Origin of the sequence: Labrys miyagiensis (assembly GCF_030160835.1) — a bacterium.
Classification (GTDB): Bacteria; Pseudomonadota; Alphaproteobacteria; order Rhizobiales; family Labraceae; genus Labrys; species Labrys miyagiensis.
In genome coordinates this window covers 1-12,870 of the sequence record NZ_BSPC01000092.1, presented here as the reverse complement: position 1 = coordinate 12,870, position 12,870 = coordinate 1, and the positions used below count along the sequence as shown (strand labels likewise).

The 12,870-nt window shown below is 64.4% G+C and carries 11 protein-coding genes and 1 riboswitch; all 11 genes read right to left on the bottom strand.

Annotated features, from left to right (window positions below; genetic code table 11):
- Positions 1 to 1,215: endolytic transglycosylase MltG (gene mltG / locus QQL24_RS34575; RefSeq protein WP_284316868.1), on the bottom strand; the 1,215-nt coding region annotated here is incomplete at its 3' end.
- A 475-nt stretch (positions 1,216 to 1,690) separates the two neighbouring features.
- Positions 1,691 to 2,950 (bottom strand): beta-ketoacyl-ACP synthase II, encoded by a 1,260-nt coding sequence (fabF, locus tag QQL24_RS34570; RefSeq protein WP_284316867.1) that lies wholly within the window; start codon positions 2,948 to 2,950, stop codon positions 1,691 to 1,693.
- 155 nt (positions 2,951 to 3,105) lie between these two features.
- The gene (locus QQL24_RS34565) at positions 3,106 to 3,342 is read right to left on the bottom strand and encodes an acyl carrier protein (RefSeq protein ID WP_068287214.1); all 237 of its coding nucleotides are present in this window, start codon (positions 3,340 to 3,342) and stop codon (positions 3,106 to 3,108) included.
- A 246-nt stretch (positions 3,343 to 3,588) separates the two neighbouring features.
- Positions 3,589 to 4,326: a 3-oxoacyl-[acyl-carrier-protein] reductase gene (gene fabG / locus QQL24_RS34560; protein WP_284316866.1), complete on the bottom strand. Its 738-nt coding sequence runs from the start codon at positions 4,324 to 4,326 to the stop codon at positions 3,589 to 3,591.
- Positions 4,327 to 4,439: 113 nt separating this feature from the next.
- A complete protein-coding gene (gene fabD / locus QQL24_RS34555) occupies positions 4,440 to 5,384 on the bottom strand; it encodes an ACP S-malonyltransferase (protein WP_284316865.1) in 945 nt (314 codons plus the stop codon).
- Positions 5,385 to 5,591: 207 nt separating this feature from the next.
- On the bottom strand, positions 5,592 to 6,188 hold the full coding sequence (locus QQL24_RS34550) for an NAD(P)H-dependent oxidoreductase (protein WP_284316864.1): 597 nt from the start codon (positions 6,186 to 6,188) through the stop codon (positions 5,592 to 5,594).
- Between the two features lie 78 nt (positions 6,189 to 6,266).
- Positions 6,267 to 7,970 (bottom strand): adenine deaminase, encoded by a 1,704-nt coding sequence (ade, locus tag QQL24_RS34545; protein ID WP_284316863.1) that lies wholly within the window; start codon positions 7,968 to 7,970, stop codon positions 6,267 to 6,269.
- Positions 7,971 to 8,151: 181 nt separating this feature from the next.
- Positions 8,152 to 8,784, bottom strand: coding sequence for a thiamine ABC transporter ATP-binding protein (locus tag QQL24_RS34540; RefSeq protein ID WP_284316862.1), 633 nt, complete (start codon positions 8,782 to 8,784; stop codon positions 8,152 to 8,154).
- Positions 8,771 to 10,324 carry an ABC transporter permease subunit gene (locus tag QQL24_RS34535; RefSeq protein ID WP_284316861.1) on the bottom strand — a complete coding sequence of 518 codons (1,554 nt, stop codon included), beginning with the start codon at positions 10,322 to 10,324 and terminating at the stop codon, positions 8,771 to 8,773. Before QQL24_RS34535 ends, QQL24_RS34540 begins: the two co-directional genes overlap by 14 nt.
- Before the next feature lie 289 nt (positions 10,325 to 10,613).
- Complete coding sequence (gene thiB / locus QQL24_RS34530) at positions 10,614 to 11,615, bottom strand: thiamine ABC transporter substrate binding subunit (protein ID WP_284316860.1); 1,002 nt, start codon at positions 11,613 to 11,615, stop codon at positions 10,614 to 10,616.
- 66 nt (positions 11,616 to 11,681) lie between these two features.
- Positions 11,682 to 11,796: riboswitch (TPP riboswitch) on the bottom strand.
- A 234-nt stretch (positions 11,797 to 12,030) separates the two neighbouring features.
- Positions 12,031 to 12,693: an HAD family hydrolase gene (locus tag QQL24_RS34525; protein ID WP_284316859.1), complete on the bottom strand. Its 663-nt coding sequence runs from the start codon at positions 12,691 to 12,693 to the stop codon at positions 12,031 to 12,033.
- Positions 12,694 to 12,870: the final 177 nt, after the last annotated feature.

Sequence of the window (12,870 nt, the reverse complement as noted above, 5' to 3'; positions counted from 1 at the left end):
GGCGGCGGCCGGGCCGACTGGCGCCGGGATGGCGGCAGGCGCCGGAGCCACAGCCGGTGCCGGCGTTGCCGGCGGATCGGCAACGGGGGCCGGCGTCGCATCGCCGCCCTGCTGCTGAAGCTGGCGCCAGCGGGTCACATTCTTGTTGTGCTCGTCCAGCGTGGCGGCAAAGGCGTGCCCGCCGCTGCCATCAGCCACGAAATAGAGATCCTTGGTCGCCAGCGGCGAAGCCGCCGCCTCCATTGCCGCGCGGCCGGGATTGGCAATCGGCGACGGCGGCAGGCCGGCATTCGTATAGGTGTTGAACGGGCTCTTCCAGCTCGTGTCGATCTTCTGCGTCGGGTCCAGCCTGCCTTTGCCGCCGACCATGCCGTAGATCACGGTGGGGTCGGACTGCAGGCGCATATTCTTCTGCAGGCGATTGACGAAGACGCTGGCGACATGCGGACGCTCATCGGCCTGACCGGTCTCCTTCTCCACGATGGAGGCGAGCGTCACCATCTCGGCCGGACTCTTCAGCGGCAGATTGGGCGCGCGCTGCTTCCAGATCTCCTCGACAGTCTGCTTCTGTTCGTCCTGCATCCGGCGCACCATGGCCGAACGGGTGGTGCCCCGCTCATAATTGTAGGTGTCAGGCAGCAGCGAGCCCTCTGGCGGTACCGGCGGTGCATCGCCGGTCAAGAGATCGTCCTGGTTGAGCTTGTCGATGATGGCCTGGCTGGTCAGCCCTTCGGGAATGGTGAGGGCGTGCTGGATGACCTTGCCTTCCAACATGGTCTTCATCACGTCGTACATCGAGACGTTTGGCTGGAAGGCATATTCGCCCGCCCTCAGATCCTTGCCCCGGCCTAGCAGGAAGATGCCGGTGGTAAAGGTCGTCGCCCCGGTGATGACGCCTTCGCGCTCCAGGGTGTCGGCGATCTCGTCGCGGCCGCTACCCTTGGGCACATAAACCGTCTTGGCCGCCGTCAAGGGTCCGGGCGTGGTAAACTGGCGCAGCCCGAAATAGCCGCCGATCGCCAGCAGCATGAGGATGACGAAGATGGCGTTGCCGGCAACGATGAAGGGATTGCGCACGGAGGTCGAGCGGCTCGGCGGCTTGGCGACAGCATCGGGCTGGATCATGTTGCGTGATCCGCGCGCACCCGGGCTGCCCCTCCCGAAGGAGCGTGAGCGTTCGTTCGGCAGCCCCGAATCGTCGCGATCGTCGACCATGAAAACCTCGTCCGCCCTAGAGCAAAACGCGTTCTAGCGAAAACGCCATTTGCTCTAACTCTTGGTTCCGACGCGTTTTCCGATTCTTGCCGATTCCGGCAAATCGCAAAACGCTTGGGCATCCTCAAGCCGGCCACACAGCTGGTAGCGGCCCGCCCGGATCGTCGATCGGATTTGCGGTACGCCCGAACACCAGCCTGCCTCGGCAAGGATGCGTCAAAACAGGAATACGAAATCGCCTTCCGAATCAAACGGATCGGAAAGCGATTCAAATATTATGATGAACGGCATGCCTCGCGAATATGGCGAAAATGCCGGCCAGCCTCGAGTCTGTAGCGCTTCCGGCACACCACAGGTGACGAAAGGCACTCCGACGTCTCGCGGTCCGATGGAACCGCCAAGCACCAAAAAACGCGACGAAACAGAGAGTTGAAGCAAAACAGCGTTCCGTTCAGACGCGTTTTGCTTCAGGGGTTCAGTGGACCTTGCGCAGGATGAGCGAGGCATTGGTGCCGCCAAACCCGAAGGAATTGGACAGGACCACGTTCACATCGCGCTTGCGCGCAGTGAGAGGCACCAGATCGATCGGCGTCTCGACCTCGGGATTTTCAAGGTTGAGCGTCGGCGGTACGACCTGGTCGCGGAGAGCCAGGATCGAGAAGATCGCCTCGATGGCACCGGCCGCGCCGAGCAGATGCCCGGTCGCCGATTTGGTCGAGGACATCGAGGCCTTCCCAGCGGCATTGCCGAGCAGGCGCTCCACGGCGCCAAGCTCGATGGTGTCGGCCATGGTCGAGGTGCCATGGGCGTTGATGTAGTCGATATCGCCCACCGAGATGCCGGCGCGCTTCACCGCCATCTGCATGGAGCGATAGGCGCCGTCGCCGTCCTCGGACGGGGCGGTGATATGATAGGCATCGCCCGACAGGCCATAACCGATGACCTCGGCATAGATCTTGGCGCCGCGGGCCTTGGCGTGCTCATACTCCTCGAGCACGACGCAGCCGGCGCCCTCGCCCATGACGAAACCATCGCGGTCGCGGTCATAAGGACGCGAGGCGCGGGCCGGCTCCTCGTTGAAGGAGGTCGACAAAGCGCGGCAGGCGGCAAAGCCGGCCAGCGCCAGACGGCATACCGGCGATTCCGTGCCGCCGGCCACCATGACATCGGCATCGCCGAGCGCGATCAGGCGCGAAGCATCGCCGATGGCGTGCGCGCCCGTCGAGCAGGCGGTGACCACGGCGTGGTTCGGCCCCTTGAGGCCATGGCGGATCGAGACCTGGCCGCCGGCGAGGTTGATCAGACGGCCGGGAATGAAGAAAGGAGAGATGCGGCTGGGGCCCCGGCTGTGCAGGGTTAGCGAAGCCTCTTCGATGCCCTGGAGGCCGCCGATGCCCGAACCGATGAGCACGCCGGTCTGCTCCTGGTCCTCCTTGGAGGCCGGATGCCAATCGGCGTCGTCGAGGGCCTGGGTGGCTGCCGCCATGGCGAAGACGATGAAGTCGTCAACCTTGCGCTGCTCCTTCGGTTCCATCCACTGGTCTGGATTATAAGTACCGTTGGTGCCGTCGCCATGCGGAAGCAGGCCGGCGATCCGGGCCTTGAGATCGGCCGTCTCAAACCGATCGATCTTTATCACGCCGCTCTTGCCAGCGATAAGGTTGGCCCAGGATGTTTCGACATTGCCACCCGTGGGGCCGACCATGCCGAGACCAGTTACGACAACGCGCCTCATTTAACCTCCAAAGGCCGGGGAAATGGCGCTCCCCGGCTACTCAACCCCCACTGACCGCAAACTGCCCGGAACTTCGTGGCCCCGGGCTGCGAAACATTCTTGCCCCGCTTGCCCCCTGATGGTGTGCCGGGGAGACATAGTCCCCGACTACAGGCTCAGGCGGTTGCCTTGGTCAGGAACTTCACGGCATCGCCGACGGTGAGAATCGTCTCGGCGGCGTCGTCGGGGATTTCGCAGTTGAATTCTTCCTCGAAAGCCATAACCAGCTCAACCGTATCGAGCGAGTCGGCGCCCAGATCGTCGATGAAGCTCGCATTCTCGGTGACCTTGTCCGGATCGACGCCGAGGTGCTCAACCACGATCTTCTTCACGCGGTCTGCGATATCGCTCATTTTTTGTTCCTTTGATAAACCAAGACTGCCTGACGGCTATTTTTTTCCTGCCGTCGGTGAGACGGTCGGTGTTTGATTGGTTCTGAGTACCGGGGCCGGTCCTTCGACCGGCCGTCCAGCTTCCCGGACAATCACATTCGCAGGAGCCATCGGAATGCCCCTTGGCGGTGATTAACACACTTCAAATGCCATTGCCAGCGGGCAGCCCCAGACTGGAAACAAGCATGGGATTTTCCTGTAAGCCCTTCAAATCATTGCCATTCCGCCGTTAATATTCAACGTTTGGCCGGTGGTGTAACTCGCCTCCACCGAAGCAAGGTAAACGGCGGCGGCGGCAATCTCGTCGACATGGCCGAGCCGGCGGACCGGGACCGTGGCAAGGATGGTTTCCATCAGCTTCTCGTTGAGCACATCCGTCATGGCCGTCTCGACGAAGCCGGGGGCAATGCAATTGACGGTGATGCCCCGCGTGGCGACTTCCTGGGCGAGCGACTTCGACATGCCGACGAGACCGGCCTTGGAGGCGGCATAATTGGTCTGGCCGGCATTGCCGATCACGCCCGAAAGCGACGCGATGTTGATGATGCGACCATAGCGGCGCTTCAGCATGCCCTTCACGGCAGAGCGGGCGAGACGGAAGCTTGCCGTCAGGTTGACGGCGATGACGTCGTCCCAATCCTCGTCCTTCATGCGCATGATCAGCCCGTCGCGCGTGAAGCCGGCATTGTTGACCAGGATGTCGAGCTGGCCGAGCTTGGCCTCGACGCTGGGAACGAGCGCCTCGACCTGCTGCTTGTCGGTCAGGTTGCAGGGGAAGACATGGGCGCGTTCGCCGAGCTTGGCGGCGAGTTCCTCCAGCACGGCCTCGCGGGTGCCGGACAGCGCCACGATCGCACCCTGCTTGTGCATGGCAGTGGCGATTCCGGCGCCGATGCCGCCGGTGGCACCGGTCACGAGTGCAATCTTGCCAGTAAGGTCGAACATTCTCTCCCCCTTTCGGGCGCCGTCTTGGCTGGGTCCGGCGGCATGCCGGTCGAAGCGAGGCTTACCCGTTTTAATATCCTGGCGCCGCGGGGCGCCTGCTTGCTGCGTTCTGTTCAGCCGAGGGTCGGGGCAAAGCCCGCGATGTCCTCGGGTGTGCCGACGCTGACCGCCTCGACACCGGAAGCAATACGCTTGACGAGCCCGCTCAGCACCTTGCCGGAGCCGACTTCGACCAGCTTGGTGACGCCGGCGCCAGCGAGGAATTCCACGCTTTCGCGCCAGCGCACGGTACCCGTGACCTGCTCGACCAGGCGTTTGCGGATCTCGGACGGGTCGGAGATCGAGCGTGCCAGCACATTGGCGACCAACGGCACGGCCGGCGCCTCGATTACCACCTTGGCCAGCGCCTCGGCCATCGCATCGGCGGCCGGCTGCATCAGCGCACAGTGGAAGGGAGCGGAAACCGGCAGGAGGATGGCCCGCTTGGCGCCCTTGGCCTTGGCGATCTCGAGCGCGCGCTCCACGGCGGCCTTGGCGCCGGAGACGACAACCTGGCCCGGCGCATTGTCGTTGGCGGCCTGGCAGACATCGCCTTGCGCAGCCTCCGCGGCGACGGCGGTCGCCTGTTCGAAATCGAGGCCCAGCAGCGCCGCCATGGCGCCAGTACCGACCGGCGTCGCCGCCTGCATGGCCCGGCCGCGGATGCGCAGCAGGCGCGCCGTATCGGAAATCGTCAGGGCGCCGGAAGCGGCAAGCGCGGAATATTCGCCGAGCGAATGGCCGGCGACGAAGCTTGCATGTTTCCTGAGATCGAGACCGGCTTCGTCCTGCAGTACGCGGAAGGCAGCGAGGGAGACAGCCATCAAGGCGGGCTGGGCATTTTCGGTCAAGGTGAGGTCGCTCTCCGGGCCATTCCAGATCACGGAAGTCAGCTTCTGGCTCAGCGCAGCATCGATCTCATCGAAGACGGCCCGAGCGACCGGAAAGGCATCGGCCAGTCCCTTGCCCATGCCGACGGTCTGGCTTCCCTGCCCGGGAAACGTGAAGGCGATACTCATGCAAGCACCCTGTTTGAGACGGCGCGTTGAGACAATAGGCTGCGGGCTGAGTCAAGTCCGAAGGGGTAGAATGCCCACGGAATTCCACGAAGTCGGCAGAAAACGACGGTTCTCGCCAGTCAAATTGAGGCTAAACAGGGGCAGGCAGCCATTTCACGGCGAAAGACACCCATTGCGCGCGGATGATCTTGCTGGGAATCTGCGTCTTCAGCCCTTCAACCGGGCCATCTTCTTCTCGACCTCGGTGAGGAAGTACCGGCGCTTGGCATCGGATATCTCGTCGAGCCGATGCAGCGCGATCCACATCGTGCGGCAACGCGGGGCGCAAAGCACCTTGAGCCCCCGCAGGAGAATGCGCCGGCCGGGCTCCTTCATGGCCAGTTTCCACCACCACCACGGCGAGCCCAGCGTCGAGATGACGGCGAGCAGGCGGATATGGGTGAGCACCGGGCCTATCGGCTTGCCCTTGTCGGGCATGGTGAAGGTGGCGTGCGGCACCCAGACGCGCTCCAGCCAGCCCTTCAACATGGCTGGCGGACCATACCACCAGGTGGGATAGACAAAGATCAGTCCCTCGCACCAGCGCAGATGGGCCAGATGCTCGGCCACGGGCGCCTCGTTGCTGCCCTTGTCGTGATAGCCGCGCCGCTCGTCCCCGCTCATCACCGGATCGAACGCCATGGCGTAGAGATCGAGAAGGCGCACCTCGTGCCCGGCCTTGGCAAGCCCGCGCAGGGCAGCATCGCGCACGGCGGCGACGTAGCTTTCCGCGCAGGGATGGCAGAAGACGACGAGGAGTTTCATTGCTTGAATAACCGATTCCGGACGACGCCATACAAGCTTGAAAAGAGATGGTTTTCCATCCTTTCCTCAGATTTTGAATCAGGCGGCGATCAGCTCGAAGCGGTCGACATCCACCATGCCGCGATCGGTGATCTTCAGATGCGGAATCACCGGCAGCGGCAGGAAAGCGACCTGCAGGAAGGGCTCAGCGAGGGTGACGCCGAGTGACTTCGCCGCGGCCCTGAGCGGCATCAGGCGGTCGCGCACCGTCTCGAAAGGCAGGGTGCTCATCAACCCGGCCACGGGCAGCGCCAGTTCCGCCATCACGACGCCGCCGCGCACCACCACGAAGCCGCCGCCGATCTCGCTGAGACGATTGACGGCGAGAGCCATGTCGCCGTCGTCGGCGCCGACCACGCAGATATTATGCGAGTCATGCCCGACGGAAGAGGCGATCGCGCCCTGCTTCAGGCCGAAGCCCTTGACGAAACCACGGCCGATATTGCCGTTCACGCCATGACGCTCGACCACCGCGACCTTGACCACGTCCTGGCCGAGATCGATCGCGCGCCGGCCATCGGCATAAGGCAGGCTGAGGCGCAGATGCTGCGTGATGATCTTGCCCGGCATGACGCCCATCACGGGTCCCGTCGGCCCCGAGGCGGCTACCTCGAAATCCGATGCCGTGACATGCGGCGCCTTCATCGAATCGAGGCCGACCAGCTGCACGCGTGGGCGCCCCTCGAAAAGCCCGTCCTCGACGAGGCGGCCAGCGCTGATCACCTGGCGCACAGCGCAATGTTCGAGATCCTCCAGCAACACGATGTCGGCCCGCTTGCCCGGTGCGATCACGCCGCGATCCCGCAGCCCGAACGCCATTGCAGCGGAAATCGTCGCGGTGCGATAGGCCGCCAACGGCTCGGCGCCGAGGCCGACGGCGGTGCGGATCATGAAATCGAGATGCCCTTCCTCGGCGATGTCGAGGGGGTTGCGGTCATCGGTACAGAAAGCGAGATAGGGCGAATTCTTCAGCGTGATAAGTTCGGCCAAGGCGTGCAGGTCCTTGGAGACCGAGCCCTCGCGGATCAACAGCGTCATGCCCTTGGCGAGCTTCTCCCGCCCCTCCTCCGCCGTGGTCGTCTCGTGGTCGGTGCGGATGCCGGCGGTGAGATAGGCATTGAGATCGGAGCCGCGCAGAAGCGGGGCATGGCCGTCGATGTGGCAGGCCTGGAAGGCGATCAGCTTGGCGAGGCAGTCGGGATCGGCGTTGATCACGCCGGGGAAATTCATGAACTCGGCGAGGCCGATCACCTTGTCATGGCCGGCGAAGGGCAGGAGATCCTCGGCGCCGAGCCGGGCGCCGGATGTCTCCAGATGGGTGGCGGGCACACAGCTCGAGAGCTGCACGCGCAGATCAAGGGCGGTATGGCCGGCCGATTCCAGGAAGAAGCGGATGCCGTCCGCGCCGATGACGTTGGCGATCTCATGCGGGTCGCAGATCGCAGTGGTCACGCCATGGCGTAGCACGCAGCGATCGAATTCGGCCGGCGTCACCAGGGAGGATTCGACATGGAGATGGGTGTCGATGAAGCCGGGCACCGCGATCAGCCCGCGCGCGTCGATCTCGCGCCGGCCGGCATAGGACGCGTAGGTGCCGACGATACGATCCCCACCGATGGCGATGTCGGTCTGCGTGAGGTCGCCGCTCACGAGATCGAGCAGCCGCACATTCTTGATGACGAGATCAGCCGGCTCGGCGCCCCGCCCCTGGGCGATCAGTCTGGCAAGCGCGCTGGCGTCCATGCGGGCGATTCCTTCTCTACGCAAAGAAGGAAGCTTAGACCTTGGCGAGTGCAGCGCAACAGCGACCGTCATCCCGTGCGCATCGAAGCGCGCAGCCATGCGGTGAAGATACAGGACTGTATGCAAGAAAGAGCTTCACTCCCTTCGCGATCCCGTGTCTGCGCTGCGGCGCACGGGACGACTATCGCGTAATCCGCCCGTCCGCCACGGTCAGGATCTGATCCGCCCTTCCTTCGATGTCTTCGGGCGTATGGGTCGTCATCAGCACCGTCAGCCCCTTCTCGCGCCGCAGCGTATCGATAAGGTCGATCATGCCGGCGCGCATGGCCGGGTCAAGCCCGGTCAGCGGCTCGTCCAGCAGCAGGAGCGGGCGTGTGGTCAGCATGGCTCGGGCGAGCGCCACACGCTGGCGCTGCCCACCCGAGAGCTCGGAAGGCAGCCGCTTCTCCAACCCGGCAAGGCCGACATGCTCCAGCATGGCGGAGATGACGCTCCTGTCGGCCGCCGACAGCCGCAGCGACGGCGACAGGGCAAGGCCCGCATTCTGCAGCGCTGAGAGGTTCGGCAGGAGATTGTGGTCCTGGAAGACGATCGCCACGGGGCGTTGCGCGGGCTTCAGTGGCAGGAGGTCCGTCCCCTCGAAGCTGAGGCTGCCGCTCGACGGCCTCTCGAAGCCTGCGATGGCGTGGAGCAGGGTCGATTTGCCGCCGCCTGAAGGACCAACCATCGCCGCCAGGCTGCCGCTTGGAACCGAGAGATCGTAGACGCCCGTCCAATCGTCGATGACGATGGTGAGCTTGTCAGCGACGAGCATGCCGGCCTCCCAGCCTGTCGGCCACCAGGAAGAGCACCAGCACCAGCCCGGCCAGCAGGGCAGCGATGCCATCGGCCTCCTCGATGCGATAGGAGCCGAGCTTCGCATAGAGCAGCGAAGGCAAGGTCACCAGCCCCTCCGAGCCGAACAGGGCGACGACACCGAGATCGCCCAGCGACAGCGCCATGGCGAAGGCGAAGGCCGCGGTGGCCGAGGGCGCCAGCAGCGGCCATTCGATCAGGCGCAGCCTGGTCCAACCACTCATGCCGAGACTTTCGGCAAGGCGTCCATAGCGGTCCTGGGCGAGCGCCATGGGCGGATCGACGAGCCGGTGCACGAAGGGCAGCGCCATCATGGCATTGACGAGGATCAGGGCCGGCATTGCGATCAGATCGGCCGCACCGAAAGTCCGGGCGATGACGTAGAGGCCGGCAGCAAAGGCAAGCGGCGGGATTGCCAGGGTCAGCAGCGGTGCCGAGGCCATCAGCCGAGCGGTCCGGGCCCAGCCGGAAGCACCAAGGGTGGCGCGCGAGCGTGCGAGCAGCAGCGCTGCGCCGAGCGCGAGCGTGGCGGCTGCGATCGCGACGGCGAGGCTGGTGCCGAGGGCTCGCGGCACCAGCGGGTCCAATCCGGTCAGCAACGACCTCCCGGCCCAGATCACGGCCAGCAAGGGCGGCACGATGAGTAGAAGGGCGATGACGAGCACGGCGGCATCAATCAGGTGGAGCGCCGCCCCCTGACGATCCGGTCGCTCGATGCGGCGGCCCAGCGCCGCGGCCTCCGGTGTTGAGACCAGGAGGGGGGCTGCCAGCACCACTAGCACCACCATCGCACCAATCTGCAGCAAGGCGAGCACGGCTGCGCGGGCGAAATCCGCGTCGGAATGGATGGCCTGGTAGATCGCCACCTCGAAGGTTGCACTGCCTGGGCCGCCGCCGAGCGTAAGCGGGATGGCGAAGCTGGTGGCGCAGGCGATGAAGATCAGGAGGCCGAGCGCCGCCATGTCTCGCCGCAGCACCGGCCAGTCGATCAGGCGGAAGACGGCGCCGGGGGGCAGGCCGAGGGAAGACGCCAGGCGCCAATGCTCGCCCGGCACCGCCTCCAGCGCGGCCAGGAACACACGGGCAGCGAAGGCGCCGTTGAAGAAGACATGGACGAGCAGGATGCCGGTGAGGCCATAGATGGCGAGGCTGGGCAGGCCGATGGCGTCGAGGATGACGTTGGCGATGCCGACACGGCCGAAGATGCCCGCGAAGGCAAAGACGGCGACGATGGAAGGCAAGGCGGTGGCGACGCCGAAGAGCGCCAACAGCAGGCGACGCCCAGGGAAATGCCGCCGCGCCAGGGCCAGAGCCACGAGCGAGCCGAAGATCAGGGAGAGGAGCGTCGAGAGCAGAGCCTGGTAGAACGTGAAGCTGGCTATCGAAACAAGATAGGCGCCGTTGCCCTGCCACGGCTCGCCGCCGGCCGCCAGAAACAGGCTGGCGAGGGAGGCAAGGGCGAGAGCAGCCAGGGCGGCGAGAAGGGCGAGGCCGGGCATTCAGGGGTGTGGTGCAACGGAGCAGAACAGGACGCGACCCCAACGCACACAAGTTGTGTGCGCGGCCTCCCCCACGAAGCTGGGGGAGGTGTCATTACGAAGCAATGACGGAGGGGGTGTGGAAAGCAGGGCGAGGCTTATGGGGTTGGACCGAAGAGCTGTGCGATTGCTTGTGTCATATCCTGCACACGCCGCCCTGTTCTGATAGATTCTACCTGGCGGGCCACCTCCCCTAACTTCGTGGGGGAGACAAGCCGCACCTAGTCCTGACATGCCCCCCATCAACCCCTCACTTCGCCATGGCCGCCAGCCATTCGTCGATCCAGGCCTTGCGGTTCTCGGCGAGCTTGGCTGGGTCCGACATCAGCGCCTTGGCGGGCACCGGTACGGCCTTGAAGCTGTCGGGCAGGCCGGCGGCCGGGGTCTTGGCGGGAAACATCCAGTTGGTCTCGGGCAGCACGGCCTGCCCTTCGTTCGACAACAGGAAGCTCAGGAACTGGCGGCCGAGATCCTGCCGCCTGGAGCTCGCCGCCAGGCCCGCGACCTCTACCTGCACCTGATGTCCCTCGGGGAACATGGCGGCGTGGTAGTTCGTCTTCTTCTCGACCTCGATGTGGTAGGAAGGCGAGGTGGAATAGGAGAGCACCATGTCGGCCTCACCCTTGAGGAAGAGGCCATAGGCTTCCGACCAGCCGGGCGTGACGGTGACGATGCGAGGCTTGAGCTGCTTCCAGGCATCGGCGGCCTTGTCGCCATAGACTGCCTTCATCCAGGCGAGCAAACCGAGGCCAGGCGTCGAGGTGCGCGGGTCCTCGATCACCACCTTCGGCCCGTCCTTGTTCTCGACGAGCTCCTTCAGGCTGGCAGGCGGGTTCTTCAACTTGTCGCCGTCATAGACGAAGGCGAAATAGCCCCAGTCGAAGGGCACGAAGGTCTTGTCGTTCCAGGGCTCCGGCAAGGAGAGGCCATCGGTAGCCAGGCCATGCGGCGCGAACAGGCCCGACTTTTCCGCCTCCCCCATCAGATTGTCGTCGAGGCCGACGACGACATCCGCATTGGTGGACGCGCCTTCCAGCTTGAGCTTGGCGAACAGAGCGCCGCCATCATCGGCGGTGACGTAATTGATCGTGCAGCCGCACTTGGCCTCGAAGGCGGTCTGCAGCTGCTTGCCGGGGCCGTATTCGCCCGAGAAGCTTTCATAGGTGTAGACGGTGAGAACCGGCTTGCCCTGGGCGTGTGCCGCCGTGGCAAAAGCTGCAAGAGCGATGGCGGCCACGAGTTTCTTCAGCATGAGCGTCCTCCAAATCGATAGGCGATCGAGACGGACAGCGAGAATGAAGAAAGGGCTGTGGAAGCGTGTTGCTTCAAGGCTCATCCCTCCGCCGGTACGATCCGGATCAGGTTCGATGGGTTGGCCTGAAAGCACCGCGCTTCCAGCCTCTCAGCCCTTGCAGGCACCCCATGAGACGATCAGGTGTTAGCGCGTTCGCAGAAGGAGGGAAAGGCAATTCTACTGGGAGCGCGGACATCCTGTCCGCCTCTTGAACCGCAATCGTTCCAAGAGAGGTTGACGCGTCCGTAACGCGCATGCATCACTCCCGGCTTGCGCGGCGTTTCCAAGAGCGGACAAGATGTCCGCGCTCCCAGTAACGCTCGAAGACATCTCCTCTTCCAGCGGGATCCCGTCCCGCCGCAGGCCCCTGCCATCAGGCGAGGCCGAGGCGCTTCGCTGCGAAGGGCAGCAGGCGGGGATCCTCGTAGTCGGGAATGGCGAGATCGACGCCTTCGGCGAGCATGGCGGCTTCGCTCATGCCCGTCATCAGGCCGACCACGCTGAGCCCCGCCGCCTTGCCGGCTGCGATACCCGAGCGGGAATCCTCGAAGGCGAGGCTGGCGGCGGCACGGCCTCCGAGACGTTCAAGGCCCACCTGGTAGGGATCGGGAAAGGGCTTGGGCCTCGCCACCTCGGCGCCGATAACCACGAGTGGAAAACGCTTCACCAGGCCGAGGCCATGAAGCTGGTGCTCGGCATTGGCCCGCGGCGCATTGGTGACGACGCCGACCGGCACGCCATGCCCGCTGAGCCAGTCGAGGAAAGCCGTCAGCCCCTTCGCCGGCTCGATCTTGACGAAGAGGCGGCGGAACATCGCCTCCTTGTCGTCGATCAGGGCAAGACCGGCCTTCTCGTCGAGGCCCTTGAGCAGGCTCTTCAGGAGCAGGCTGTTGGGCGAACCCATGACGTCGGTGCGGTAGGATTCCTCCGTGAGGTCGATGCCATGCGGCGAGAGCATGTGCTTCCAGGCCTCGTAATGCAGATGGTCGGCATTGACCAGGGTGCCATCGAGATCGAACAGGGCAACGGGCTTCACGGAAATACAGACCTTCCAAAGTGTCTTCAAGAAAAGCCGATAGGCTTTTTCAATGAAGAAAATACGTCAAAGCAACAAGTTAGAGCAAATTGCGATTCATGAAATCGCGATTTGCTCTACACGGGTGCGAGTTCGGGCTCGTCGCGGAACTGCACGGCGTGGAGAAAGGCGTAGCGC

Excerpts from the sequence above, each read along its gene's own strand:
- fabG (WP_284316866.1), bottom strand. The coding sequence starts at position 4,326 with ATGTTCGACCTTACTGGCAAGATTGCACTCGTGACCGGTGCCACCGGC.
- QQL24_RS34540 (WP_284316862.1), bottom strand. The coding sequence starts at position 8,784 with ATGCTCGTCGCTGACAAGCTCACCATCGTCATCGACGATTGGACGGGC.
- ade (WP_284316863.1), bottom strand. The coding sequence starts at position 7,970 with ATGGACGCCAGCGCGCTTGCCAGACTGATCGCCCAGGGGCGGGGCGCC.
- thiB (WP_284316860.1), bottom strand. The coding sequence starts at position 11,615 with ATGCTGAAGAAACTCGTGGCCGCCATCGCTCTTGCAGCTTTTGCCACG.
- fabD (WP_284316865.1), bottom strand. The coding sequence starts at position 5,384 with ATGAGTATCGCCTTCACGTTTCCCGGGCAGGGAAGCCAGACCGTCGGC.
- QQL24_RS34550 (WP_284316864.1), bottom strand. The coding sequence starts at position 6,188 with ATGAAACTCCTCGTCGTCTTCTGCCATCCCTGCGCGGAAAGCTACGTC.
- QQL24_RS34565 (WP_068287214.1), bottom strand. The coding sequence starts at position 3,342 with ATGAGCGATATCGCAGACCGCGTGAAGAAGATCGTGGTTGAGCACCTC.
- fabF (WP_284316867.1), bottom strand. The coding sequence starts at position 2,950 with ATGAGGCGCGTTGTCGTAACTGGTCTCGGCATGGTCGGCCCCACGGGT.
- QQL24_RS34535 (WP_284316861.1), bottom strand. The coding sequence starts at position 10,324 with ATGCCCGGCCTCGCCCTTCTCGCCGCCCTGGCTGCTCTCGCCCTTGCC.